Source organism: Natrinema soli (genome assembly GCF_028618695.1).
Map to the genome: position 1 here is coordinate 111,875 of NZ_JAQIVI010000132.1, position 25,774 is coordinate 137,648.

Below are 25,774 nucleotides of genomic sequence, written 5' to 3' on the forward strand. Positions count from 1 at the left end.
GCTATCGTTTCTAGATCGCTGTGACTATCCTAAAGTAAACAATCGTTCGAAATAACATTTCAACTAGGGATAATATTTATTATGGGTTGTAATGTCATGGCACGATATGGCATCGTCGTTCGATCCTGATGGCAAAATCGTGAAGCGTGGGATCCCGAATATCAAAGAGAAGATTGGTCGGCGACGGTTCATAAAGGGAGCCGGAACCGCGACCGTCGCGGCGTCAATGGGGCTCGCCGGGTGTAGCAACCCCGCAGACCAGGGTGAGGTCGGGTCGGGCGGTGGCCCGATCCCCGACGAACCGCTCCGAATCGCTTGCATCGGCTTTACGTCCGGCTCGGCGTCCGTCTTCGGCGTCCCGATGATGCAATCGGCCAGGATGACCGTCGATCGGATCAACGAGAGCGGTGGGATCTTGGGCGAACGCGAGATCGAAATGGAAGAGTTCGACGAAAACGTCGACGAGGTCGTCCAACAGTACCGGCGGCTGGCGACCCGCGAGGACTTCGACGTGATCTTCGGATACATCTCGAGCGCGAACGTGCTGTCGGTCGCACCCATCGCGGAGGAACTCGAGCAGCCGACGGTCGTCTGGGACACGGGGACGACGGACCTGTTCGACGACGCGGTGACGGACCCGCAGTACGTCTTCCGGACGTGTGCGAGCAGTTCGACCGACGCTGTCGGCGCGGCGCGGCTCTTGCAAAACGCTCTCCCCGAAGTCGAGACCGTCGCGGGCGTCAATCAGGACTACGCTTTCGGGCGGAACAACTGGGATCTGTTCGAACGAGCCGTCGAGAGCCTCGGTATCGACGTCGAACTCGTCGACGCGCGGTTCACGCCGTTCCCGAACGACAACTACAGTTCGACGATCAGCGCGCTCAACAGCACCAATCCGGACTTCATCTACTCGAGCCACTGGGGCGGCGACGCAGTGAATTTCATCACGCAAGCGAACAATCAGGGGCTGTTCGACGACACGATTCCCTGTTTCACCGCGGGGAGTCACGTGATGGGGAACATTCCGGACGAGATTCCGGAGGGGATCATTTTTGGCGCTCGCGGCCCGCACTACCCCTTCGGCACCCAGCAGTGGAATACGCTCCACGAGGAGTTCGTCCAGAATTACCAGGACGAGTACGACGAACCGCCGTACGCACACGGCGCGTTCCACGCCTGGCAGGCGATCTGGGCGTACGTCTACTCGGTCGAGCGGGCGTACAACCTGAGCGGCAAGTACCCCTCGAAAGACCAGTGGGTGGAGTCAATGGAGGGAATCGGCTTTAACTCGCCCAGCGGCTTCGTCAACATGCCACAGGGGAGCCACAACGTCACCGAACCCTCCTTCTACGGGTTCTCGGATCCCCAAGAGGATCGGGTCGCGCTCAGGGATACCGTCTGGATCACTTCCGAACAGGTCAACCCGCCCGCGTCGATGACCACCGGCGAGTGGATCGACCAATTGTAGCCCACAACCAGTATACAACTCATGGTTCAACAACTCATCAGCGAACAACTGGTAATCCTTCTCAACGGCCTGTCGGGAGCGGCGACGCTGTTCCTGCTTGGCACCGGCCTATCCCTGATTTACGGGATGCTCAACTTCTTGAACCTCGCCCACGCGGCTTTCCTACCACTCGGGGCGTATCTGGCTGCCAGCCTCGTCCACGCGACCGTCGGCGCGGTCGGCGGGAGCCTCGGGTTCGTCGGCCTGTTCGTCGTCTTTCTCGTCTTGATCCTCGTCGTCGTCCCGGCCGTCGTCTCGGCGATTGGCCTGGTGATGGAACGGACCGCGTTCAAGCCGCTGTACGGCCTCGAGGACGATTACCAACTGCTAGCAACGTTCGGGATCATCCTGATGATGGAGGATGCGATGAAGTACATCTGGGGTGGCGAGCCGGTGAGCGCGACGGCACCGTCGAACCTGCTCGGTACGTTCAGCCTCCCCGGAGGAACGTACCCGTGGTGGTCAGTGCTGACAATCCTCGTCACCGCCCTGGTCGCCGGCACGCTCTACTACTTCTTCGAGGAGACCCGCCTCGGAAAGATCACGCTCGCGATGGCCGAGGACGAGGAAGCCGTCAGCTTCGCCGGGATCGACACGCGGTCGATCCACCTTAAAGTGTTCGTCATCGGTATCGCGCTGGCGGCGCTCGGCGGCGCTCTCTACCTCCCGACCGCCTCTATGACGACTGGGTTGGCACTCGAGTTCGTCATTCTCGCGTTCGCGGTGCTCGTCATCGGCGGTCTCGGGAGTCTTAAGGGTGCCATCGCTGCCTCGCTAATCATCGGCATGGTACAGGCCTACGGGGCGTACTACGTGCCAATCCTCGAGTTGGCGCTCGTCTTCCTCCTGATGGCCGTCATAATGTTGATTAAACCAACCGGACTGTTCGGAGAAATAGAAGCATGAGTCAGGACACGAAAACTGGAGTTGCGGTCGGTATCAGACAGCGGTTCGGCAATCTCTCGAGCGCCGCCGGCGCCCTGCTGCTGGTCGGCGCATTCGCCTTTCCGTACCTGCCCGGAACGGGGCAGTACGAGGTGTTCCTGCTGGGGCAGATACTCGCGTTCGCCATCGCGGCGCTGGCGTACAACGTGCTGTTGGGCTACACCGGCCTGCTCTCGTTCGGGCACGCCGCCTTCTTCGGCGGGTCGGCGTACGCGGTCGGACTCGCGATGCAGTTCTACGGGATAAGCGAACTGCTCCTGTTGATCCCGTTCGGCGTCCTCGTCGCGGGGACCATCGCGGTCGTCATCGGCTTCATCTCGGTTCGCCACACCGAGGTGTACTACGCGCTGTTGATGCTGGCGCTCGCACACCTGATCTACGTGCTGACGGTGAAGATGTACACCGTCACCGGGGGCACCGACGGCGTCGCGATCACGACGCCAACCATCGCCGGTATCAACTACCTCACGGTATGGGGGTACGCAGGCTATCTGATGGGGGCCCTCTACTACGTCATCCTGATCGCGTTCGTGGGGACGGTCGTGTTGCTGTGGACGTTCATGCACTCGCCGTTCGGCCTCACGCTCAAGACCATCCGGGACGACCCGGAGCGAGCGCGCGCTATCGGCATCCCGGTCCGGCGCTACCGGTGGTACGCGAGCATCATGTCCGGCGTCTTCACCGGTCTCGGAGGCGCGATGTACGCGTTCCTCAACGGTCACGTCACGCCGGACACGGTGCTCCACTGGTCGCGTTCCGGCGAGCTGGCCTTCATGACCGTCCTCGGTGGCACTGGCTGGTTCTTCGGCCCGATCGCCGGCGCGGGCGCGTTCATCCTCATCCGCAGCCAGGCCCAGCAGTTGACCGAGTACTGGCACTTCATGATGGGGTTTGTCCTGTTCCTCGTGATCGTGTTCGAGCCCGAGGGCATCTCAGGTATCGGGGCACGGATCCGTCGCAGGATTCAAAACTGGCGAGACGGCGGAGGTGAGCGCTGATGTCCGTCCTCGAGACCCAGGGATTGACCAAGGAGTTCGGCGATCTCAGGGCCGTCGACGAGATGGACTTCGAAGTTGACAGCGGCGAGATTGTCGGCATCATCGGCCCGAACGGTGCCGGCAAGACGACTCTCGTAAACCTGCTGACCGGCGTGCTCGACGCGACATCCGGCGAGATCGTCTTCGACGGGAAATCGCTGAAGGGGTCGCCGGTCCACGACCGTGCTCAAGCAGGACTTGTCCGCTCCTTTCAGATTCCGCGGGTCTGCGACGACCTCACGCTCGTCGAGAACGTCCGCTCGGCGATCCTCTCCCGGGATCAGAAGAACAATTCCCTGTTTACCGTGCTCGACTGGGAGAACGACACCCGCGCCGAAGCGGTCGGCCTGCTCGACGAATTCGGCCTCGCGAAGAAGCGGGAGACGGAGGCCGAAGCGATCCCGCACGGGGACAAGAAGATCCTCGATGTCTGCATGAGTGTCGCGATGCGACCGAAACTGCTCATCCTTGACGAGCCGACCAGCGGCGTCGCGACGGAGAACAAGTACGCCATCATGGACCGACTACAGAACTTCTTCGAGACCTCCGATTCGGCGGTACTGTTCATCGAACACGACATGGAACTCGTCGCCGATTACGCCGAACGCGTCGTCGCGATGGACCAGGGGCGCAAGCTCATCGACGGCACGCCCGAGGAAGTACTCGAGGATCAGACGGTCAAACAGCGCATCCGGGGTGAGGAGTGATGTTGCTCGAACTCGACGGTGTCGACGCCTCGATCGAGGACATCACCGTGCTGCGGGACATTGACCTCGCAGTCGACGAGAGCGAAACCGTTGGCATCATCGGTCGGAACGGGGCCGGCAAGACCTCGACGTTCCGCTCCGTCATGGGGCTCCAGACTGTCCAGCAAGGGTCCGTGTCGTTCCGCAGCGAGGACATCACGAATGCCCCAACCCACGAACGCAAGCGTCTCGGGATCGGCTTCGCACCCGAGGACCGCCGTCTCATCTCGAAGCTGACGTCTCGAGAGAACATCGAAATGGCGCTGTGGGGCGGTGACAACGATTCGATTGATTTCGATGACCGACTCTCGGTCGTCCTCAACATCTTCCCCGCGATGGAGAGCTTCCTCGACCAGCCGGCCGGGAAACTCTCCGGGGGACAACAGCAGATGGTCACCGTCTCTCGCGCGCTCGTCGCCGAACCGGAACTGGTCCTGTTAGACGAACCGTTCGAGGGACTCGCACCGAGCATCAAGCAGGACCTGATCGAGAGCATTCCGAGAATCCGCGAGGAATTCGATGCCGCCGTCTTCGTCGCCGAATCCCAGATCAATCAGATCAAGGACTTCGTCGACCGGTTATACGTCATCGAGCGCGGCGAGATCATCGCTGAGACGGACGACGCCGCGGCGGTCACCGAAGACGAAGAACTGATGCAGATCATCGGCGGTGCCTGACCGATACCACCGCTGACCATCGCGTCTACCGTCCGCCGATCCGTCTCTTCGACCATGACCGATGACCTACCCCACACGGACTGGATCGACCTCACCCAGCCGTTCGACGGCGACGTCCCACACTCGGCGGCGCTTCCGGCCCCCGAGCTCGAGACGATCAACGACGTCGATCGCGATGGGGTCAACGCCCAGTGGATCGGGACACCGACTCACGTCGGCACGCACGTCGACGCGCCCCGACACATGATCGCCGACGGCGCAACAATCGACGAAATCTCGCTCGAGCGCTTCGCCGGTCCCGCGACGGTTGTCGATGTGGCCCGCGAGGAATCCGAACCGATCACCGTCGCCGAACTGGCGGCGGCCGCGGACGACGTTCGATCCGGCGATATCCTCCTCATCCGGACCGGCTGGGGCGACCGATACGACTGCGAGGAGTACAAGCGGTACCCGTGGCTCGCGTCCGACGTCGGCGATTGGCTGCTCGAGCAGGGGGTGAAACTGCTGGCCGTCGACACGCCGAGTCCGGACCGGCCCCGCGCTACGCGACCCGACGGCTGGGACGAGTATCCGATCCATCACACACTGCTGTCGGAGGGTGTGGTCATTGCAGAGCACCTCAGTATCCCGGCCTCGCTGGCCGGTACCCGTCCGACCGTCTTCGGATTTCCGCTGTCCCTCCGCGGGGGCGATGGCGCGCCCGCACGGTTCGTCGCGACCCCGACGGCCGCGCCGTAACTCGTCTCGAGATGCGATCGCCGACACATCGGTGACGATACCTGTCTCTCGGACAGACCGGGAAAACGCTTTTACTGCTCCCTGGTGAGTGGGCCGTATGTCCGAAATCGGAAACGGTCACGTTCGGATCGAGCGCGACGGAACGCGCGCCGACGTGATCATCGATCGCCCGGAGAAACGCAACGCGATGAACGAGGCGACCGTCGCGGATCTCACCGCCGCCATCGGAGAGGTCGACGAGGACGACGACGTCCGCGCCGCGACACTGCTGGGCGAGGGATCGGTGTTCTGTGCCGGCTTCCAACTCGAGATGATGCACGAGAAGGACGTCGACGAGCACGACGAGTTCCACCGCGCGTTCCGCGAACTACTGGATACGATCGACGAGACGACGACGCCGATCGTCGCGGGTATCAAAGGGGCCGGCATCGCCGGCGGGTTCGAGCTCACGCTCCCCGCAGACCTCCGCGTGCTGGGCGCGGAGACGAAGTACGGCATCATCGAGGTGAACCTGGGAATCTTCCCGCATCAGGGCTCGACCCAGCGCCTGCCTCGAATCGTCGGCATCGGGAAGGCCAAGGAACTCGTGCTGACGGGCGACTACGTCGACCCCGAGGAGGCGGCACAGTGTAACCTCGTCACCGAGGTCGTCGCCGAGGACGCCGTCGACGACCGCGCGACGGAACTCGCCAACGAACTGACCGAGAAGGCACCGCTGGGCATCGAAAACGCGCTCGAGGCGTTTCAGGCGACGTTCGACGTGCCCCTCGAGGCCGGGCTCTCGACCGAGCACCGGCTGGCGATGCGGGTGTACGGGACCCGCGACCGGAAAGAAGGATTCGAGGCGCAGTTAGAGCGCCGGGAGCCGGAGTTCGAGGGTCGGTAACACCGATCGAGTCGACATTCGAAGACCGATAGCACCGGCGGTCAGTCATCGAAGAAGTCGGCGACCCGTCGCTTGATCTCGTCTTCCTGATAGGGTCGTGTTTAGTTTGTAGCATTGTACCAGACGGCGAAGGCTTGGAGCCACGATCCGGCTGTTGACGGTTGTGCGTGACTGAAACAATTTGAGAACGAAGAGGTACGTCGTTTTATCTCGCGAAAGACACGTTCAACAGCGTTCCGATTTCCATGTTTTTCGTATCGAAATCGGAGTCCGGATCGACGGAGTGCAATCTGGAGATGTTTTGCCCCATCGACGAGAAACACGGCATCAAGATTATGTTTCTCAGTGAGTTCGTACAGGAACCGTTCTGTCAACGCAGTCGTAGTCGTCGAGCATAGCCGTATATGGAGAATTTTGTTCGTTTCTGGATTGACAGCAGTGTACAGCCAATAGCGATGATCGTCAAGTTGAATCACTGTCTCGTTGAGCGCGACGTGATTTGGACTCGCATCATCTGTCGGCTGTAGATCGCACTTATGAACCCAGTCATGGACTGCCTTTCGACTGCGTTTGACACCGAACTTCTCTAATTCTCGAACGGTATTCGAAAGCGAGAGGCCAGCAAAATAGAGGCGAATACCAAGCTCCATCAGTTGACGCGGTGTCCGCTCTCGCTCCACAAAACCCAAACCAATCCAGTCGCTACAACCACTGAGGCGGTCGATTTTTGGCATAGAGCACCAGAAAACCGTACCGCCTCACTGTTCACGCTTACCGAAACAGCACGCCTCGGTGTCGACGCCGACGAGGATAATCTCTATAGAAGAGAAGTATTTTTATTGTAGCTTATACACGGTAATGTTACCGAGGCTCACGATGACTGAACACTATCATGATTCAGATGGTTGCGACAGATCGACCGTCGACCGACGAAACTTCATGCGAGGGTGTGGTGCAGTCGCATCTCTGGCCGCGGCCGGATTGAGCATCGATACGGTTGCGGCGACGGATGCCGACCTCGAGGAAATGTTCGCGGATCTCCCAAGCAACTGGGGTCGGTGGGGGGAGGACGACGAACTCGGTGCACTCAACTTCTTGGGGAGTGAAGAGGCGTTCGAAGGAATGCAGGCGGCGATACAGCGCGGCCCGAAATCGATCGAAAGGTTCACGCTCCAGTTGCCGATAACTGGGGAGACGATAGACGTCCTCGCCGAGGAGACGGAACCACCGACAACCGAGACTGGCGACCCGCTGTTTCCGGGGCGGACGCCGGGCCGGCGCGACAACGCGCAGGACGCCCTGACCTACGCCGAGGGCGAGACCGAACCCGAACCCGGCGGGATGAAGTTCTCGGACGACCGGTTCGTCACGGAACTGTTTCTCCACGGCGCGACCCACATGGACGCGCTCGGCCACGCCTGGTACGGCGACCAGGTGTACAACGGCCGCGACGAGATGGTGACCGCCGAGACCAAGGAGTTCAACCGCGCAGTCCCCGGCTGCGTCGAGGGCGAACCCGCCGACATAGAGTCGACGCGGGGCCACGGCGCCGCCGACATCGCGTCCCTAGCCGACTCGGGCGTCGCCGGACGCGGCGTCCTCTTAGATGTCGGTCGGGTGCAAGGCGACGACCGCGGCTGGCTCGACCTCGGGGCCGAGGTGACCCTCAATGACCTGCACGCGACCGCAGAGAGCCAGAGTGTCGAGCTCCAAGAGCGGGACATTCTGCTGATCAGAACCGGCGCAATGGAACGTGTCGTCGACCCCGACGCCGAGTGGGACCCGCTGAACGAACCCGGGCTAACCTTCAGCGAGGAACTCGTCCGGTGGATCCATGAGATGGAAATCCCAATGATCGGCGCGGATAACGTCGCCGTCGAAAAGGTCGTCCAGACTATCGACGGCGAGCAGTATGTTATCCCGTTGCACGGCGCGCTCCTTCGCGATCTCGGCGTATCGCTCACCGAGGTCATGCGCCTCGAAGAGCTCGCAGCTCAGTGTGCGGACGACGGCATCTACGACTTCCTGTTAACGGCTGCACCGCTGCACGTCGAACGGGCGACAGGTGGACCAGTTAATCCTGTCGCTCTGAAGGCGACCGATTCAGAGGAATGCACGTAGCTTCGAGAAGGCCGCGACGATCGCGAGCGAAGCCCTCAAGCAACGTCAGGAGATCGCCGAGACGTTGTCGTCGCGAGCAGTGACGTTCGAAGTCAAATCCGAGATCGTCGTCGACACCGATTAGAAAATAGAGTCAATCGAGATCTTCGCCTCCACGAGATGATCGCTGATTCCGAGCCGCTGACGATCATCAGCACCGCCTACGAGGGCCATGATCCGATGGCCGGCGGCTACGTCGAGACGAATGAGCCCGAAGAAGATTGGTAGCTCGCCTTGAGGGCGCTACTGCCATCCCCGACAGCGCGATCGACCAGATTCAGGAATTACCTTCAGGCCGGCGAGATAGCGCTTGCTGGTCGTAGACGTTATATGTCAGGAAACCACCACTATGTTAACTTCAAATAGTGGCTAGGTGTGTGCGTGGTATGTCGAACAGGATCAAAGGGGAGGGGATCAAACGACGCACATTCATCGCAGTTACTGGCGTGGTACTTGGTGGTAGTACTCTAACAACTATCACCGCAGCAGAGCCGACCTGCCCACCCGGTGAGGCACCCGAGCCTACCGCAGATATGATCACCAAGGAATGGTTCAATATTGATTGGCAGCGGATGCCAGACCAGGCCGGCGACGTACTGGCGCGAGTTGGTCGCCAACGCCGAGTTCACCGTCGCCGCTGTACGCGAGCGGGCGAACGGATACGTCAATCGTTGTCGGCACTGCCCCCGATCGATCGGGCATGCAATCCTCCCTCTCTGAATCGCCCGACTGAACGGAGATTACAGTTCACGCCTGAGACGGGTATTGAGGAAAAATATAACTGTGTGCATCGATACCACAGCATATGGATATCGAACTCCCCGCGGTCGGTCCCGGGGTCGAAGAGAACACCGACACGGCAGAGGATTCACCTCCCGCGGAACTCGAATACCTCAACTACAGAGCCGTCGTCAAGAACGGGTGGAGCGTCGAAGACCACGATCTCTTCGAAAAGGCTGCAGCGGCGGAGCTCAGCGAGCGCGATCACGGAACAGTCGAGATCGATCGCAACGAAACGCTGTTACGATCGGCGGAGGCGAACGACCTCAAATGGGGCTCACAGTGTCGATCGGGCACCTGTAACGTCTGCACAGCAGTCCTGAAAAGCGGCGAGGCGAAGATGGATATGAATCTCGCCCTCTCCGACGAGGAAGTCGAGGTACGCGATTTGCGGCTCACCTGCGTCGCAAAACCGAATAGCGATACCCTACAGATCGTGTTCAACGCAGCGCCGGAAGCAAACGGCAACCCGGGTAGCGGTCTATAGCTACCCACAGAGCACTCGCTGCCGGCGTTTTTCATGAGATTCGATCGACGATGTCGTCCGCACGCTCGTCGACCGGAGTGATCGGTACCTCGTAGACGGTACAGTTCAACCTGCGGATAACGCTTGAATTGTGGATGACTTCCTCCACACTCGGTCCTGTAGTAATCACGTTTACGCTGGTAGACATCGTTATACATTCATAACAAAATTGTTACATGAATATCAACTACTACGATGAGAGCGTCTCATCGTAGTCGGTGCATAGCTGACCGCCTTTGAGCGTATCCAATCGTCCTGACTCTGCTCGTCCTGTCTCGCTTCTCTCGTATTCGGTCCTTTCGTCTCCACGGATCCCGCATCCACTGGCCCCACATTTACTCGTCTCCTATCCGGTTTCGACCTCCTGTAACGCCTGGATTGCTTGTTTGACGTCCACCCTGATATTCGGCCGTGGATCGGCGTCAATCTTTGCCTCCAGTTCCTCGATTCGATCGCGTATTGGCTCAAGCGGTGGCAGTGCACTCGGATCGGCAGCGGCGATCTCGGCGAGTGCTTCGACGGCGAACCCCGCGATCGGCTCGGAGTTGGATTGAATGACGGTCATGTACGCACCGATAGTCTCGTCGAACAGCCGTGGCTCCGCCCGGACCACGTCGACGAACGATCGCGTGACGACCGTCTTGATCGAATACGTTGCCTCGGGCAACCGATCGGCGACGATCGGATCGGCCGGCGCGACCGCCGCGGGGTCGACCGTCGCGATCCGGGTGAGCGAACGGAGGAGTGCTTCCTGCAAGGACGGGGCGTTCGTCTCTGCGAGGACGTCGATGAGTTGGGGCGCGACGCCACGAACCCGATCGGGATTGATGCCGGCGATTTCGGCGACCCCGATCGCGCCCGAGAGACGGAGCGAGTCGTTCTCTGCTGCCAGCAATTCGACAAGTATCTCCTCATAGGGACCGACGAGTTCGGGGTCCTCGGTCGCCGCCACACGCAACGCTCGGCCGGCGTCCATCCGCTCGTTCGGGTCGTCGCTGGCGAGTCGGGCTTCGATCTGATCGCGCAGTTCGGGGAGTGCCGTCGGATCGGCTCGGACGATTCGTTCGAGTTCACCGATCGCGATACTGTCATCCATTGTACTATATGTGTTACGTCTCCGTTTCTGTGGTCGGTAGACGGGAGAATACCGCCGCCGATCGGCGGTTACGCGTCCAGCGAGAAGACTGCGAGTTTGTCACCGCGGGGCCCGCGACCGACGAACCCGCTACCGCCGACCTGAATCGCGACGTATTGTTTCTCCGTTCCGGGATCGTACCAGCTGATCGGGTCGCCAGCGATGGCCTTGTCCGAGAGATCGAACTCCCAGAGTCGCTCGCCGTTCTCGGAGTCGTAGGCGACCATGTTTCCGTTCTGCGTACCGGCAAACAGGAGTCCAGTGGCCGTCGTCATCGTACCGCCCCAGAGGTACCGATCGCTGTCGATCCAGTCGCGCCACACGACCCGTCCCGTAGTGGGGTCGACGGCCGCGATGGCGCTGATGTGGCCGTTGTAGTCGTCAGGAACGTGTTCCTCGTCCGGTTCGACGTCGACGATACCGCCCCAGAACTTCTCGCCCGCCTTGTACTCCTCATTGCGCCACTCGATCGAGTGGGGCGTGTTGAGCACCTTGTGGTAGCAAAGCCCCGTGTTGGGGTCGTACGCCGAGGGCTGCCAGTCCTGTCCGCCTAAGAGTCCGGGGAGCATGACGTACTCGCGTTCCTCGTCGACGTGGGGCACCATCTTCATGAAGTTGATCTGCTGGGTGATCGGCTCGCCACGAACCAGCAGATCGCCGGTATCGGGATGCATCGTGTACGTCCACGAGGTCTTGCCGGCGTTGTAGACGATGTCTCCCTCGTAGTTGCGGTGGTCGATCTCCACGTTGCGAAGGATCATCCGCATCTGGGCGGAATCGTAGTCCCAGATATCGTGTGCGGACTCTTGGTGGGACCACTGAATCTCGCCGGTGTGGATGTCGACGGCGATTGTCGAACAGGTGTTGCGGTTCGGTCCCGGTCGGACGGTTCCATTGAAGTCAGGACTCGGATTGCCGACGTTGAAGTAAAGGAGTTCGCGCTCCGTATCGAGCGTCGGACTCATCCAGTTGGTGCCACCCGACTGCTTGATCGAGTCGCCGATGTACTCCTCCTCGGGGCAGGGGTTCATCCGCCAGAGTTCCTCGCCGGTTTCCGCGTCGATTGCGCAGTGGAACCCGCGAACGCCGTACTCCCCGCCGGCACTTCCGGTGAAGAGAACGCCGTCGTAGATGATCGGTGCCCACGTCGCGGAGTATCCCTCCTTGTAGTCCGCAGTGGACGTGTACCAGAGTTCCTCGCCTGTGTAGCGGTCGAGTGCCTGGACGCCCGAGTCCAGCGAGGTCATGTAGATCTTGTCCTCCCAGACCGCGACGCCCCGGTTGTTGTCGTCACAGCACAACACCGCGTCTTCGGGTGCCGGATAGGTATAACTCCACAGTGTCTCGCCTTCGCGAGCATCGATCGCCTTCACGTGGCTCGGGCCGTTGGCCTGGTACATCACCGGCGGATCGCCAGGAACGACGATCGGCGACCCTTCCATACTGGAGTTGGCACCGACCGTCATCTCGTACTCGAGTTCGAGCTGGTCGACGTTGCCCTTCGTGATAGTGTCGGCGGTGGTGTAGCGGTGGGCCTCGTAGTTGTTGGCGAACATCAGCCAACTCTCGGGATCCGCGCTACCCTCGTCGAGCATCTCCTGGGTCACGTCGAACCGGGGGATTCGATCGATATCGTGCTGATCGAGGACTGCCTCTTCAGGGGCATTAAACACCTGATACCCCAGGTCGGTCTCTTCGACGATCGTTTCGCTTGCGGCCTTGACGGCTTCGTCGTCGTAGTCGTGGTCTTCTGCTGCCATATGTGTTAGTTGTCTTCGTACTGTTATCTCGCCGGCGACGGTGCGCGTTTCTCCTCGTGAATCCAGAACGCCTCTTGCATCAGCTCCTCCTGGTTGACGATGGTGATCGCTGTGCCGGCGCTCAACGCGGCGACGACCTGCTCGTCGGTCAGCGACTGGTCGTCCGCTGCAACCGCGCGGACGCCACGCAAGAACGTGGAGATACCACCAAGTATCGCCTTCGATCGCCAGTGTGCGTCGTCGAGGATCTCCTCGGTGAGCAGAATCTCCTTTTGAACCAGGTGTCTGTCGAGTGCCTTGATCCACAGGAGTCCGCCACCGATCGCCCGGTGGTACAGCGGCGGGACGTACTCGACGTTGAACTCGACGCCGTCAGGGATCTCTTGCGTGGGGACCCAGTGGGACAGGCGTGTGTTGTTGTTGATGACGTCGAGGAGTAGTGCCGTCCGCTCGTGATCATCGAAGCCGCAGTCGGTCAGGCCGGCGAGCAACTCGTCTGCGCTCACCATTCCACTGGCCGTGTGCTCGATGTGTTCCGGCGTGAACGCGGGCAGTGTCTCTTCGAGGCTCTCGAAGAAGCCCGCCGCCACGAGGTGCTCGTACACGTCCCAGATGGGGGCGATCAGCTCACGGTAGAGTTCGTCGATACCGGCGTCACCGTCGCCGTGTCTGGCGGGAACGCCGGCCTCTCGAACCGACTCACTGCCTTGAAGTATCGCCTCGAGATCCGCCAGCGTCGATTCAACGAGTCCGACGTCGAGTTGGCCAGTCAACTCGTTCCGAATGGTTTCACGTATCGAAGCGAACTCCGAGACCGTCTCTGCATCGACAACCGTTCTGAGTTCGTCTACCGAGTCGACATCCGCCCCGTTGACATCGAACTCGGCAGCTAATCGCTCTCTGTCTCGAGCAGTAATCTCGGGCGTGTGCATCTCTACCATGTGCCGTTCTGGCAAAACAACGCGGGTCTATTAAAACCTTCGGATAGATGGTATATTCCGACGCGAATTATACTGAGATGATGGTATAGTGATGAACGAATCTCGATATAGGACGAGTCATCCCTTCTCGGAATGCGGGTCCCACCCACGGGTTAATATGGCTCGGATTGAGAGTACGTGACTGATGGAGTTGACCATTGAGGCAGCGTTTCGGTCCAATTCGACCGACAGCGCGAACGCGACTCTGGCTCCGGCGACGATGACCACGCTTGGAGTCGCTGACGGAGACGCAGTCCAGCTCGCGATCGACGAACAGACCGCTGTGGCTCGTGTCCGGACTGGATCGACCGCCACGACCGGTGAGAACGCCGTTCGACTCGCTCGATCGTTCCGAGAGTCCTTGGGCGCCGACGTCGGGGCGACGGTAACCGTCACTGCAGTCGACCCAAAACCCGCCGATCGACTCACACTCGAACTCCCGCCGACCGCCTCGGAGACGATCGCGCTTGATCTCGCCGGCGCGCTCGTCGATCGGGTCCTCGTTGCCGGACAGACCCTCACCGTCGGCGATACTGGCGATTGCGGGGCAGGGCACACGGCCGACTCCGGCCACGGGACTCGCGTCCACGTCACTGAGACGGAACCCGGCGCGGAGCCGGTCGTCGTTCGCGACTGGACTGCGATTCGCCTTTCGGGGGCTGCGTTCGAGGCGGCGGAACGTCCCGCGAATGATCCGCCGGCGATCGGCTACGACGATATCGGCGGACTCGATGGCGCGATTGGAAAGATCCGCGAACTCGTCGAACTGCCGCTTTCGAACCCGGAACGGTTCCGAGCACTGAATATCGATCCCCCTCACGGCGTCTTGCTGTACGGGCCGCCGGGGACGGGCAAGACACAACTCGTCAGAGCAACGGCCGCTGAAGCCGGTGTTTCGATCGTGATCGTTCGTGGCTCGGAAGTCGTTTCCCGAGACACGGGCGAGGAGAACCCCTTCGAGACGGCGATGGCCGAGGCGAAAGAGAACGCCCCTGCAGTGTTGTTCGTCGACGATCTGGACGCGCTGACCGACGAATTCGTCGGCGAACGGGGTCACCGACGCGTGGCCCGACTCGTCTCGACACTCGACGCACACGATCCCGAGTCTCGCGTCGCCGTCGTCGGAGCGACGACCGACCCCGAGTCGCTGGATCGGTCGCTCCGTCGGGCCGGCCGCTTCGACCACGACGTGGAAGTCGCCGTTCCCGACCGCGACGATCGCCGCGAGATCCTCGATATTTACACGCGTACGGTCCCGCTCGCCGACGACGTCGACCTTGATCGAATCGCCGAGCGGACACACGGGTTCGTCGGTGCAGATCTCGAACGGCTGATTCGAGCGGCGGGGATACAGGTCCTCCATCGGAACGAACTGGGTCCGGTAGCCAACGACCGGAACGACGATATCGACGCTCCGGTCGATACCGCGTCCCTCGCAGGACTCGAGTTGACGACGAGCGATATCGAAAGTGCCCTTCGATCGATCGATCCATCGGCACTCCGGGAAGTGTTCGTGGAAGTCCCCGATGCCACCTGGGACGATGTCGGCGGCCTGGCGGAAACGACGCGACGGCTCCGCGAGACCGTCCAGTGGCCACTGGAACACCCCGACGCGTTCGATCGCGTGTCGCTCCGGCCGGCGAAAGGCGTGTTGCTGTATGGGCCGCCGGGAACGGGGAAGACGCTGCTCGCGAAAGTCGTCGCCAACGAGGCGGCGAGCAACTTTATCTCGATCAAGGGCCCCGAGTTGCTCAACAAGTACGTCGGCGAATCCGAGCGGGGGATCCGCGAGATCTTCGAGAAGGCGCGAACGAACGCGCCGACGGTCGTCTTCTTCGACGAAATCGACGCTATCGCCGCCGAACGCGGCGGCGGCAGTACTGACTCCGGCGTCAGCGAACGTGTCGTTTCACAGCTCCTAACCGAACTCGACGGGATCGAAGAGCTCGAAGATGTCGTCGTCATCGCGACGACGAACCGCCCAGATCTCCTCGACGACGCACTGATGCGCCCCGGCCGGTTCGATCGACATATCCACGTCGGCACCCCGGACGAGGCCTCGCGGCGGCAGATCTTTGCAGTCCACACGCGCGATCGACCCCTTGCTGCCGACGTCGATCTGGACGCTCTCACCGATCGGACTGCAGGATACGTCGGTGCGGATATTGAAGCGGTCTGTCGCGAGGCTGCAATGATCGCCGTCCGCCAGTTCGTCGATGACCCGGACGCAGATTCCGAGCGTATTCACATTACCGCTGCCCACTTCGACGATGCCCTCCAGACGATCAGTGACGAACGTGGCGGGCAAATCGGTATGATCTCCGATCCGCTTCCAGATTTCGATGACAGCAAGGAGTAGCGTCAGACTCTCGCGGCTCAGTTGTCGATCCTTGCCACGAATATTTTCCAATCGGAAGCGACGGGCTCGGAGACTGAGTTGTGTCCCCTTCACGGGCTGGTCCCCTTCGATTGAACTACCGTGGAGAAGCAGACCCGACAGACTGTTGACCCGCGAACGCACTGTCGTCCGTCTCAGCTACAACGATACTCACACCTTCGAGATCCCGTTCGCATACGGTTCGACGCGGTCCTTCCGGACGAAATCGCAAAGCACGGCTACGTCGATATTGCCCGGAACGAGCCCGACAATGGAGTGGAAACGTATTGGTTCGTCATAGAATAAAAGCCGCATGTTCGAACTGTGGGATTCCGCTGGCCGACGATGCGGTAGTTGGAACAGACGACGATGCGTCGAGATGGCTCCGTGCTGTTCGGGCACGAATCGGTCAGCACTGATCAATCGGACTGACTCTTTGTCGGTTGGCCGTTAGTCTGCAACACGAACGATCGTTCTGGCGGCGGTGACGCCTCGAACTGGACGCTCTGAACCAGCCGGTAGTACTTCCGGTTCCCCTGATAATAGTGCTCTAACAATCCCGCATCTTCGAGCGTCGAGAGATGGTGTGCGGCGGTTTTGCCGTCCATTCCGACAGCCTCCGTAAGTTCTGAAACGTACATCGGCCGGTGTGTCAACTCACGGAGGATTTCCAGGCGTTGGCTGCTTCCGAACACCTTGAACAACGACATACCGATATCCGAGTATCCCCCATTATAAATACTTATCCGAGAAACGTGACGAACTCCGTAGTAAACTCAAATACAACTGGTGTCCATAATAATCCATGCAGAGTGTGATTGATTCTTTCAAATATTCAGACACGAGATACGACGACGATCACGGACGGGTTCTTCGAGCGGGGGTCTACCTGTCCGGTGTCCAGTGCCGTCGCCAGTACGACGCCATCGTCCCTGCCGTCGGCATTGGGATGCTGGACGGGGTCCGGATCCTCGATTGAAATCGATCGTTTCCACCACATCCTGGCGGTGCCCGTCTGACAGCGTCATCGCGTCGACGATGGCGAGGTCGGGAACTCCACCAGATCGAGGACGACCGTCTCGCCGTCGACGTAAGCGTTGACGTGTCTTGCTAAGGGGACACTCCCGGATTCTACAGAAGAGCGTATTTTGGTAACCAACTCTGATTCTACTACTGTCGATCTGTTGGTTAATAGAGCTGGTCTCCGGTCGATTTGGAGCCAGCAAAACGGCGAAAAAGATGTGCAGGGAGTCGACGTACCAGTGAGTGATTCACTCGGACTGTGTCACTTGAATATCGCCAGTGCCAGAGACAACAACGTCGTATCCTGCATACTCAAAGGAAATCGACTCGAGGCCAGAACTCCGTCTGCAGTCAACCAGGTCATTCACTGCCTCAGGGTTAATCGCGTTGCTGAGCGGTGGCAATTCAAGCGGGTCTGTCCCAGCAGCATCGGCAACTGCAGAAACAACGGCAATGATAGGTGTCGTCTCTCGATTCGAGTTCTGTTTCGGTGCTGAAGAGGTGCCCGTATTCTGAGCAGGTGAGTCCGTCATAACACGAACCTCCATAGACCTATATAAACTACTTTCGAAATAGCTGGCCCGTTTCCAGACCAGTATTCATTCTACTCTGTTGAATAGGGGTGCGGCGTCGGGGTAAGTATGCTACAGCCACGAACTAGAGATTGAAGAACGAGACCTCAGAAACCAATTTTTATTCCTTCTGTCAAGTTATAGAATTTTCAAATCACTTTAGATAGTTCAATAGCAGATGTGATTGCTAGTAGTCGGCCAACTCGAGTTCGATCAGATTCGCAGTATCGGTGACTGCCGTGGCGAGTTCATCGGTAAAGTATTCGCCTTGGGCACGGCTGGCTGGCACCGCGACGCTGATAGCGCCCTGGATGCTGTGATCGTCGGTAGTCTGTGGGTTCCGGATCGGTGCACCCACGCAGCAGAGGCCTTCTAGCTGCTCTTCCCGATCGAACGTGACGCCTTCGGTATAGGCCGTGGTCAGTTCCGCATCGAGTGTCTCGCGATCGGTGATCGTCTGCTCTGTCGTTTTCGGGAGCCCGTGACGGTCGATGATGGCATCCACACGTTCATCAGGGAGATGCGCCAGGACCGCTTTCCCGAGCGCGTTGTTGTGGAGATATTTCTCACTCCCGACCGTGTCGAAGTTGACCGCCTTGTCACCACGTGAATCGTAGATGTAATAGCCAAGACCATGTTCTTCGACCATGAGAATGCTCAACTCGCCGGTCTCCTGTGCGAGGCGATCCACGTTCGGTTTCCCGATACGGTACAGGTTCATCTGGTTGACTAAGTCATGACCCATCGTGAGCAGTTTCATCCCGATTCGGTATCCGTTTTCCTTCCGAACGACGAATTCCATGTCCTCGAGCGTTTTCAGGTGATAATGAGTGGTGCTCTTCGCTAGATTTAATCGCTCGGCGATTTCGGTCGCCGAGGCGGTCCCGAGATCGGTCATGATTTGAACGATCTCGAGCGACCGTTCGACCGATTCGATCCGAGTCGGCGCGTTTTCTCTGCCCATATACCCTCTACTAGGACGAACCATCATCAATTTTCGCCTGTGTTGAATCGATGCCTTCATAGCATGGACTCTGGGATGATTGTTATCGCCCAGACGGATATCCGTTAGTTCAGGGGAAGGAGCCGTCAGCCGCGTGCTTCGAAATCATTTTTCACCGGATCGACGGATATACTCCGCGGCCCGCCCTTAGGTATTACACCCGTATGGATGTAAATTCCATCGATCGGTGTTCTACTCTGACGAACCGCCCGTGATCTAACGCGATACCGTCCCAGGTCGTCATACTTCACCAGTTGGAGTCGAGGTTGAAGTAGTTCGTGTACAATGGACAACGACCGGTTTGATTCCGAATCGAAGCCGATGTATCCGGACGCGGATTGTTCTTCAACAAAGATGAACTGCTACCCGCTTTTCGTCAAAAACACTCAATCACGCAGCCGGTCGGAAATAAGTGTGTAGCGTCTGTCTGGGATTGCTGGAACGGTCACCCCGATTATCAGATTCTCTCACCGCGCACGGTTCCATTATTCGAATAGGTCAGTTCACCAGCTAATACACCGAACAGATTCGGGTGATATCGGCGAATTCGGAGGAATACATTTGCGAATTGGATATAGGAGGAACTATTATGGTGAATGGCACTAACAATCACACGAGATGTACCATCACGAAGGCGAGGAGATATTCGTTATTGACGGCCACGTCCATCTCTGGGACGCTCGAGAGGAAAACATCAAGCACAGGGGCGGTGAGCAATTCATTCAATGTTTCTACGACTATCATACGGGCTTTACCCCCGAAGACCAACAGTGGAGCCTCGAGCAGTACCGTCATTACGGACCGGATCGGATGACCGAGGACCTGTTTGGCAACGCAGCGGTCGATATGGCAATCTTCCAGCCGTCGTACCTCACAGACTTCTACGAAGATGGGTTCAATACCACTGATCAGAACGCCGAACTTGCGGAGCGGTATCCGGAGCGGTTCATCCTCAACGGACGGTTCGATCCACGAGACGGCGAGGCGGGATTGCGAGACCTCGAGCGTCAGAAGGAGCGGTACGATATCGAGGCCGTCAAGGTTTATACCGCCGAATGGAAGGACGACTCGAAAGGGTGGCGCCTCGACAGCGACGACTCGTTCGAATACCTCCAGAAGTGTATCGACCTGGGTATCGACAAGGTTCATGCCCACAAAGGTCCGACTATCCGTCCGCTCAACCGTGACGCCTTCGACGTGAGCGATATCGACGATGCTGCATCTTCTTTCCCCGAGCTGACGTTCGTCGTCGAACACGTCGGACTACCGCGACTCGACGACTTCTGTTGGATCGCGACTCAGGAACCGAACGTCTATGGCGGCTTGGCAGTGGCTGCGCCGATGGCCCTGGATCGCCCACGGAAGTTCGGCGAGATAATGGGCGAGCTACTATACTGGCTGGGTGAAGACCGCATCCTCTTCGGTTCTGATTACGCGTTGTGGGACCCAAACTGGCTGGTCGACGCGGTGATGAACGCAGAACTCACCGACGAGCAGAGAGACGAGTACGGCGTCGAACTCACTACGGACGTACTGAAGAAAATCATGGGAGAAAACGCCGCTGAACTGTACGACATCGACATCGAGGCCAAGAAGGAACAGTTCCGATCCGACGACATCGCACAGGAGTTCGGCATAGCAGACCACTACGAGACTATCGACGGGACAGCAGACTGATGTCAATCGACAACTCCCGAAATACTCCACCCTCGATCTCGGACGTTCGAAAGAGACTGGACAACGTGACCGACCCGGAACTCGACGAATCCATCGTCGCACTCGACTATATCAGCGAAATCGTCGTGCAGGGAACCACGGTCGACGTCTCGTTCATGCTTCCGACGGCCTGGTGTTCGCCCGCCTTCGCGTGGATGATGGCGACGGACGCTCGCGACGAGGTCGAGTCGCTTCCGGGCGTGGACCAGGCGTCCATCGTCCTGCGAGAGCACATGCACGAGACGGAGATCACCGAAGGGGTTAACGCTCGTCGGTCCTTCGGCGAGGTGTTCCCCGACGCTGACGGAAGCGTCGCCGATATTCGCGCGACGCTCGACTCCAAGGCGCGCCTCGCCCGTCAGTACGAGGCCCTGAACGAACTGCTCGATGCGGGCGTGACCGCCGAGCAGATCGTCGCTCTTGAGTACGGCGACCTCTCGTTCGATGATGGAGTGGCCGTCACCGTACAGGATAGGTCCGTGGAGATACCCGTCTCGGCGGACCCGCTCGAGTCCTACGTGGAGAAAGCTCGCGCGACCGGACTCATCGACGACGACTGCGACGTCCTGTTCCGGACACCCGAAGGCGAACCGATCGAACCCGAGCAGTTCGACCTGATCCACAAGCGCGCACGGTTGGCGAGGGTCAACATGACCGGTCAGGGTGGCGTGTGCGATGCGCTGAACGAGGCTCGCTGGTCGTCGAACTGACCCGGGACACCCTTTCGATCGTCTCATCCGCCGCGGCTTATCGGTGCCTCGGTCTGCTCGTGTCTCGCCGACAGTGACGAGACACCGTTTCACGGCCCAATATCCGGTCGCTACGTTCGAACGGCTTCCTGTGGACGCCTATGGGCGGACCGTTCCGATATTTTTATTATACGTACTGGGTTTGTTAGATTACAGCATGCTAGCTGCACGCTTACATAGCTATACCGACGAGATGGGTGACGCGCTCTCGCTTGACGAGATCGACAGACCGACTATCGGTGCTTCTGACGATGTGGTCGTCGAGGTGGAAGGGGCGGGGTGGTGCCAGACGGACAACCACATCATCGAGGGGATGTGGACGGCGTACGTCGAGCAAGATCTTCCGATGACGCTGGGTCACGAGAACGCGGGTACAATAGTCGAGGTTGGCGAGGAAGTGTCGCTGGTCGAGGAAGGCGACCGCGTCATTTGCCATCCGGTGCAGACCTGCGGTATCTGCCGGCCGTGCCGACTGGGTGAGACGATGTACTGCGAGAACCAGTCGTTCAACGGGCTCACGACCGACGGCGGATTCGCCGGCGAGTTGCTAACTAGCGAACGATCGGTCGTTCCGCTTCCCGACGGCGTCGACCCGGTCGATATTGCCCCCCACGCGGACGCCGGTATCACGGCCTATCACGCCGCCAAAAAGGCCGTCGAGGGACTAAATCCCGGCGACTTCGCTGTCGTCATTGGTGTTGGAGGCCTTGGACACATCGGACTCCAGTGTCTGAATGCGATGAGCGCCGCCGAGATCGTCGCTGTCGACGTGAAGCAGTCAGCGCGGGGCCTCGCCGACGATCTCGGTGCGCATTATACATTGAATCCGGAGCGCCAGGACATCCCGAACGAACTTAACAATATCACCGACGGTACTGGCGCGGCGCAAGTCCTCGACTTTGTGGGCGCCGACGAGACGACCTCGCTGGCACCGGAAATCTGTGCTGTGGGCGGCGATCATCACATCATCGGCTACGGCGGCCACATCCACGAACCGGCACAGGCGCTCGTCGACGGCGAGTTCGCCTATCAGGGTAATATCGTCGGCCGATATACCGAACTTCAGGAACTCGTCGCACTCATCGAACGCGACGAGGTCACGCTTCACACTGACCGATACGAACTAGCGGAAATCAACGACGTAGCGAAGAAATTAGAACGCGGTGAGGTCGACGGTCGGGCCGTTATCACGCCGTGACACACGCTGAGATAGAACGACAGCACGCGATCGGACGTCCGTTCGTCGCGTAACCGGGGCCGACCGGGATGACTACAGGCCGCGTGTCGCTTGTAACCGCTGGCTCGAGGCGAACGGTCTCGTATTGGGACCGCCGGACTCCGCTATGAGTAACTGAGCGTCACCGCGTCTCCGGAGACGCCTCGCCGACGTCTTTTCAGTACTCGCTGCGTTCGCTGCGGGAACCATGCTGACGTGAGCCGGGGACCACCGGACCGGAACCGGCTATTCGACTGTCTTAAACGGCGTCCCTTTCGCGAGACGAGCCGAATTCGCACCGAGTTTCCGTGCGGTCTCCGCTGTGACGTCGGCGATATCGAACACCGGTTCGTCGTCGGGAAGACGTTTGTGGTGAACCACGATACGCGAGTCGGGCGTCACGCTCACGCCGATCCGCAGCGAGGAATCGGCCGCCGCGCCGCGAGCGACCGTGATACCGTCTCCTCCGTATCCCTGTTGAACGGTCCACGGAACGCCTTCCTCTTCGATTCCGTATTCGACGTGACTCACCTCCGTTATTTTCTCACAACCGGCATATCGTATAACGATGCAAGGCACGTCGGCTCCATTCTCGTCTCGACGCGTATCCATGACGTGTTCGATACCGGTTCCAGTTACAAAACTCTAGCTTCGGCGCGGTCAGACGGTCGTTCGATCCAGTGCCGACGAGAGCTCCGTCGGAATTTCGAAGTCCAGATACGATCCGTCGTCTCTCTGTGACAGAACGAGTCCCGTCGCGACAGCGTTTCGCGGTCCCGTCGCACCGCGGACGTTAGCGCTCCCGCAAACGATTCCGTACTCTGCCATCGCGTCCGAGATCATCTCGGGAATCTCGAAGTCGAGGGCGGAGCGACCAGCCAAGACGACGAACGGTAACTGGCGGATAGAGTCCGTCGGTGTAATTATATTGAGCGCTCGCTCCGCATTTTTGACAAAGACGCTGCGCTTCGCTCGGCGTCGAACGCGTCGAATTTCGGCCGGGGACGTGTCGAGGGGAACGGCGCGCATCTCTCCGTTATTGCCGAGCAGTACGGTCCGACCGAAGAGTTCGGGATCGGCCGGTTCGTCCAGAAAGTCGACGGTCCCGTCTTCCTGGCGGACGCTGAACAGCGTCTCGACTTTCGCAGATGGATTGATCTTTACGGCCTCTGCGAGGTCTCGATCCTCTAACCCGAGTTCGGAGTCGATGAGCATGGTCACCATATCGCCGGCGCCTGCGAGGTGAACTGACGTGATGCACTTGTCTTCGGCCATGTATGCGGCATCAGTCGACCCGCCACCCATGTCAAGAATCGCTATCGGATAGTCGGTTCCGGGCGTAGTGAGCGAACCGAGAACGGCCATGTTCGCTTCGATACCCTGAATGACGACTCCCGTGTCCACTTTCTCCCGTATACCATTCGCGATCTGCTGCATCGGGAGCCGCCGGGTCTTCACCATCGCGGCCAAGCCCACCGCACTCTCCATCGAATATTCCTCTGCAACGGAACCCTCGACTTCCTGTGGAACGAGGGTGTCGACGGCCAGAATGTCTCGTATCTCGATGGACTCAACGGGCTGTCCCGTCACCTCGGCCATGCTGCTTCGGGCTCGATTCAGCATTCCGCCGATATTCGAACCGCTCTCCCCCCGCACGTCCGATACCGGCCAGCTGTCCATCATGGCGTCCATCACGGTTTCCGCGCCCTCGTCGACCGGTACCGCGGTCGTATTACCGCGCTCGTCGATTATCCGGAGTTCCCCGGCGGGAATCGTCCGCTCTTCGACGTCGCCCGTCGGGGTCTTGACGACGACCGCGGATTTGTTGCCAACGAGAGCCCGCGAAACCGGTATGATCTTCTGCGTCTCTTCCGGAGATAGGTCGAACACCGTCGCGATCCCGTACGGATTAGACAGTTCGTCGATCGTTTTACCGGTCGTCGGCGGTGCGACTTCGATAGCGGCGCGCTGGCCGCGCGGCACTTTAGACAGCTCGTTCACTTCATCAACGATCGGGATATCGATCTCGATCCGATTGTTGATCAGGACCGCGTCGTCTTTCTGCACGATTGCACCGTTGATCTCGTATCCTTTCTCCGTCCACTCGTCGATAATCTTGGCAGCGATCGCGAAATCGACGGACTCCGGAACGAGGAAGACGATCGGATCATCCACCGAGTTCTGGTCCTCATCCGCCGTGATTTCTACGGTCGTCCCCGTCCCAACTCCCGTTCCACCCGGCGTCGACGGGTCGTGTCCGATCATCGTCGATTCCGTAATCACCGTCTCAGTGATCGTTTCCATGGCGACGTCGCCGATGACCGGGGCCGCTTCGTTGAGGAGAACGCAATCGATCTCCGAGAGGTCGATTTCCGCTTTTTCTGTCGCCCTCTCCAAGGCCGTGATCACTCCGGGAACGTTCTTCTTCGTCCCTTTGAGTCCAGTCGTTCTGTACAGCGCGTCCGAAATGAACTCGGTATCCGTTGATTCCGACCGACGCAATAGCGCAACTTCGGTGCTCGAGTTCCCAATATCCACGCCTGCAATGTGCTCCATATGCGACTTGTTAACTGTCACGGGGATCGGTAAAGTACTTTTCCCGATGCGAGAGTCGAGACTGCTCCAAGCCGAACACGATCTCGCCGGCGAGTCAGCGGCGCTATCCAGAACCATCCGCTGCGGGTGGAACGGCGCCGTAGCGTGTCCAGTCCGTCTCAAGGAACTCTGCTACGGTTACCGGTCATGTACTGAATGGTAACATCACCCGTATACTTATTGTCTTCCGTTATGAAGGGGCGAGACGAGCATGACGGAAGTAACACTGGAGGCTGCGAAGGAAATCATCGCGGCAGCGGAAAAAAAGGCCGACGAGGTACAGGTTCCGATGTGTATCGCGGTGCTGGACGAGGGCGCGAACCTCGTCGGATTTCATCGAATGGACGACGCTCTTCTGGCGAGTATCGATATCGCTCGCAACAAGGCCTACTCCGCGATCTCGCTGAAGATGGATACGCGAGCGATTCACGACGCTTCACAGCCCGGTGAGCCGCTGTACGGCATCGGAAACACGAACGACGGGCGGATTGTCACGTTCGGGGGCGGCTTCCCACTCAGGGATGGCGACGGTAACGTCATCGGTGCTGTCGGAGTCTCCGGCGGCAGCGTGGACGAAGACGAGGAAGTCGCACGAGCGGGAGTCGATGCATTCGATGAAGACTAGACGCGGTATCCACCGCACGAG

At 59.6% G+C, this 25,774-nt stretch carries 23 protein-coding genes and 1 pseudogene; 15 read left to right on the top strand and 9 right to left on the bottom strand.

Features of this window, described 5'->3' with window-relative positions; translation table 11 throughout:
* The first annotated feature begins 106 nt into the window (after positions 1 to 106).
* The 7 genes from PGX04_RS09165 to PGX04_RS09195 all read left to right on the top strand — a co-directional run bounded on the left by PGX04_RS09165 (position 107) and on the right by PGX04_RS09195 (position 6,536).
* Positions 107 to 1,468: an ABC transporter substrate-binding protein gene (locus PGX04_RS09165; RefSeq protein WP_273738217.1), complete on the top strand. Its 1,362-nt coding sequence runs from the start codon at positions 107 to 109 to the stop codon at positions 1,466 to 1,468.
* Between the two features lie 21 nt (positions 1,469 to 1,489).
* Positions 1,490 to 2,413, top strand: coding sequence for a branched-chain amino acid ABC transporter permease (locus PGX04_RS09170; RefSeq protein WP_273738218.1), 924 nt, complete (start codon positions 1,490 to 1,492; stop codon positions 2,411 to 2,413).
* On the top strand, positions 2,410 to 3,450 hold the full coding sequence (locus tag PGX04_RS09175; RefSeq protein ID WP_273738219.1) for a branched-chain amino acid ABC transporter permease: 1,041 nt from the start codon (positions 2,410 to 2,412) through the stop codon (positions 3,448 to 3,450). The genes PGX04_RS09170 and PGX04_RS09175 overlap by 4 nt, the downstream gene beginning before the upstream one ends.
* Positions 3,450 to 4,196 carry an ABC transporter ATP-binding protein gene (locus tag PGX04_RS09180; protein WP_273738220.1) on the top strand — a complete coding sequence of 249 codons (747 nt, stop codon included), beginning with the start codon at positions 3,450 to 3,452 and terminating at the stop codon, positions 4,194 to 4,196. The genes PGX04_RS09175 and PGX04_RS09180 overlap by 1 nt, the downstream gene beginning before the upstream one ends.
* Positions 4,196 to 4,912 (top strand): ABC transporter ATP-binding protein, encoded by a 717-nt coding sequence (locus PGX04_RS09185; RefSeq protein ID WP_273738221.1) that lies wholly within the window; start codon positions 4,196 to 4,198, stop codon positions 4,910 to 4,912. The genes PGX04_RS09180 and PGX04_RS09185 overlap by 1 nt, the downstream gene beginning before the upstream one ends.
* A gap of 54 nt (positions 4,913 to 4,966) precedes the next feature.
* On the top strand, positions 4,967 to 5,650 hold the full coding sequence (locus PGX04_RS09190; protein WP_273738222.1) for a cyclase family protein: 684 nt from the start codon (positions 4,967 to 4,969) through the stop codon (positions 5,648 to 5,650).
* 97 nt (positions 5,651 to 5,747) lie between these two features.
* Positions 5,748 to 6,536, top strand: coding sequence for an enoyl-CoA hydratase/isomerase family protein (locus tag PGX04_RS09195; RefSeq protein ID WP_273738223.1), 789 nt, complete (start codon positions 5,748 to 5,750; stop codon positions 6,534 to 6,536).
* Positions 6,537 to 6,637: 101 nt separating this feature from the next.
* On the opposite strand, the gene PGX04_RS09200 is transcribed toward PGX04_RS09195, so the two are convergent.
* Positions 6,638 to 7,270 (bottom strand): IS6 family transposase, encoded by a 633-nt coding sequence (locus tag PGX04_RS09200; protein WP_273738224.1) that lies wholly within the window; start codon positions 7,268 to 7,270, stop codon positions 6,638 to 6,640.
* 205 nt (positions 7,271 to 7,475) lie between these two features.
* Between PGX04_RS09200 and PGX04_RS09205 the strand changes: the two genes are divergently transcribed.
* From PGX04_RS09205 to PGX04_RS09210, 3 genes and pseudogenes are all read left to right on the top strand, one after another.
* Positions 7,476 to 8,657 carry a cyclase family protein gene (locus PGX04_RS09205; protein ID WP_273738225.1) on the top strand — a complete coding sequence of 394 codons (1,182 nt, stop codon included), beginning with the start codon at positions 7,476 to 7,478 and terminating at the stop codon, positions 8,655 to 8,657.
* A gap of 34 nt (positions 8,658 to 8,691) precedes the next feature.
* Positions 8,692 to 8,781 (top strand): annotated as a pseudogene (locus PGX04_RS34585) (DUF7692 domain-containing protein); the annotation flags it as partial.
* A 720-nt stretch (positions 8,782 to 9,501) separates the two neighbouring features.
* Entirely contained in the window at positions 9,502 to 9,963 is a 462-nt protein-coding gene (locus PGX04_RS09210; RefSeq protein ID WP_273738226.1) for a 2Fe-2S iron-sulfur cluster binding domain-containing protein, read from the top strand.
* Between the two features lie 385 nt (positions 9,964 to 10,348).
* Here PGX04_RS09210 and PGX04_RS09215 read toward each other — a convergent pair whose 3' ends face one another.
* The 3 genes from PGX04_RS09215 to PGX04_RS09225 all read right to left on the bottom strand — a co-directional run bounded on the left by PGX04_RS09215 (position 10,349) and on the right by PGX04_RS09225 (position 13,838).
* The gene (locus PGX04_RS09215; protein WP_273738227.1) at positions 10,349 to 11,098 is read right to left on the bottom strand and encodes a hypothetical protein; all 750 of its coding nucleotides are present in this window, start codon (positions 11,096 to 11,098) and stop codon (positions 10,349 to 10,351) included.
* 68 nt (positions 11,099 to 11,166) lie between these two features.
* Positions 11,167 to 12,897: a pyrroloquinoline quinone-dependent dehydrogenase gene (locus PGX04_RS09220; RefSeq protein WP_273738228.1), complete on the bottom strand. Its 1,731-nt coding sequence runs from the start codon at positions 12,895 to 12,897 to the stop codon at positions 11,167 to 11,169.
* 23 nt (positions 12,898 to 12,920) lie between these two features.
* Entirely contained in the window at positions 12,921 to 13,838 is a 918-nt protein-coding gene (locus tag PGX04_RS09225) for a hypothetical protein (RefSeq protein WP_273738229.1), read from the bottom strand.
* 184 nt (positions 13,839 to 14,022) lie between these two features.
* On the opposite strand from PGX04_RS09225, the gene PGX04_RS09230 reads away from it, so the two are divergent.
* Positions 14,023 to 16,236 (top strand): AAA family ATPase, encoded by a 2,214-nt coding sequence (locus PGX04_RS09230; RefSeq protein ID WP_273738230.1) that lies wholly within the window; start codon positions 14,023 to 14,025, stop codon positions 16,234 to 16,236.
* A gap of 437 nt (positions 16,237 to 16,673) precedes the next feature.
* On the opposite strand, the gene PGX04_RS09235 is transcribed toward PGX04_RS09230, so the two are convergent.
* The 3 genes from PGX04_RS09235 to PGX04_RS09245 form a co-directional block, all read right to left on the bottom strand.
* Positions 16,674 to 16,964 (bottom strand): ArsR/SmtB family transcription factor, encoded by a 291-nt coding sequence (locus PGX04_RS09235; protein WP_273738231.1) that lies wholly within the window; start codon positions 16,962 to 16,964, stop codon positions 16,674 to 16,676.
* A gap of 561 nt (positions 16,965 to 17,525) precedes the next feature.
* Positions 17,526 to 17,810 (bottom strand): HalOD1 output domain-containing protein, encoded by a 285-nt coding sequence (locus PGX04_RS09240; protein WP_273738232.1) that lies wholly within the window; start codon positions 17,808 to 17,810, stop codon positions 17,526 to 17,528.
* Between the two features lie 226 nt (positions 17,811 to 18,036).
* Complete coding sequence (locus PGX04_RS09245; protein ID WP_273738233.1) at positions 18,037 to 18,813, bottom strand: IclR family transcriptional regulator; 777 nt, start codon at positions 18,811 to 18,813, stop codon at positions 18,037 to 18,039.
* Positions 18,814 to 19,470: 657 nt separating this feature from the next.
* Here PGX04_RS09245 and PGX04_RS09250 point away from each other — a divergent pair.
* From PGX04_RS09250 to PGX04_RS09260, 3 genes are all read left to right on the top strand, one after another.
* The gene (locus PGX04_RS09250; RefSeq protein WP_273738234.1) at positions 19,471 to 20,529 is read left to right on the top strand and encodes an amidohydrolase family protein; all 1,059 of its coding nucleotides are present in this window, start codon (positions 19,471 to 19,473) and stop codon (positions 20,527 to 20,529) included.
* Positions 20,529 to 21,278: an iron-sulfur cluster assembly protein gene (locus tag PGX04_RS09255; protein ID WP_273738235.1), complete on the top strand. Its 750-nt coding sequence runs from the start codon at positions 20,529 to 20,531 to the stop codon at positions 21,276 to 21,278. Before PGX04_RS09250 ends, PGX04_RS09255 begins: the two co-directional genes overlap by 1 nt.
* A gap of 196 nt (positions 21,279 to 21,474) precedes the next feature.
* Complete coding sequence (locus PGX04_RS09260) at positions 21,475 to 22,515, top strand: NAD(P)-dependent alcohol dehydrogenase (RefSeq protein ID WP_273738236.1); 1,041 nt, start codon at positions 21,475 to 21,477, stop codon at positions 22,513 to 22,515.
* Positions 22,516 to 22,779: 264 nt separating this feature from the next.
* Here PGX04_RS09260 and PGX04_RS09265 read toward each other — a convergent pair whose 3' ends face one another.
* Both PGX04_RS09265 and PGX04_RS09270 read right to left on the bottom strand, forming a co-directional pair.
* Complete coding sequence (locus PGX04_RS09265) at positions 22,780 to 23,064, bottom strand: glycerol dehydratase reactivase beta/small subunit family protein (protein WP_273738237.1); 285 nt, start codon at positions 23,062 to 23,064, stop codon at positions 22,780 to 22,782.
* Positions 23,065 to 23,193: 129 nt separating this feature from the next.
* A complete protein-coding gene (locus PGX04_RS09270; RefSeq protein WP_273738238.1) occupies positions 23,194 to 25,089 on the bottom strand; it encodes a diol dehydratase reactivase subunit alpha in 1,896 nt (631 codons plus the stop codon).
* A 250-nt stretch (positions 25,090 to 25,339) separates the two neighbouring features.
* Here PGX04_RS09270 and PGX04_RS09275 point away from each other — a divergent pair, with 250 nt between their 5' ends.
* Positions 25,340 to 25,753, top strand: a complete 414-nt coding sequence (locus PGX04_RS09275) for a GlcG/HbpS family heme-binding protein (RefSeq protein ID WP_273738239.1) — start codon at positions 25,340 to 25,342, stop codon at positions 25,751 to 25,753.
* The last annotated feature ends 21 nt before the right edge of the window (positions 25,754 to 25,774 follow it).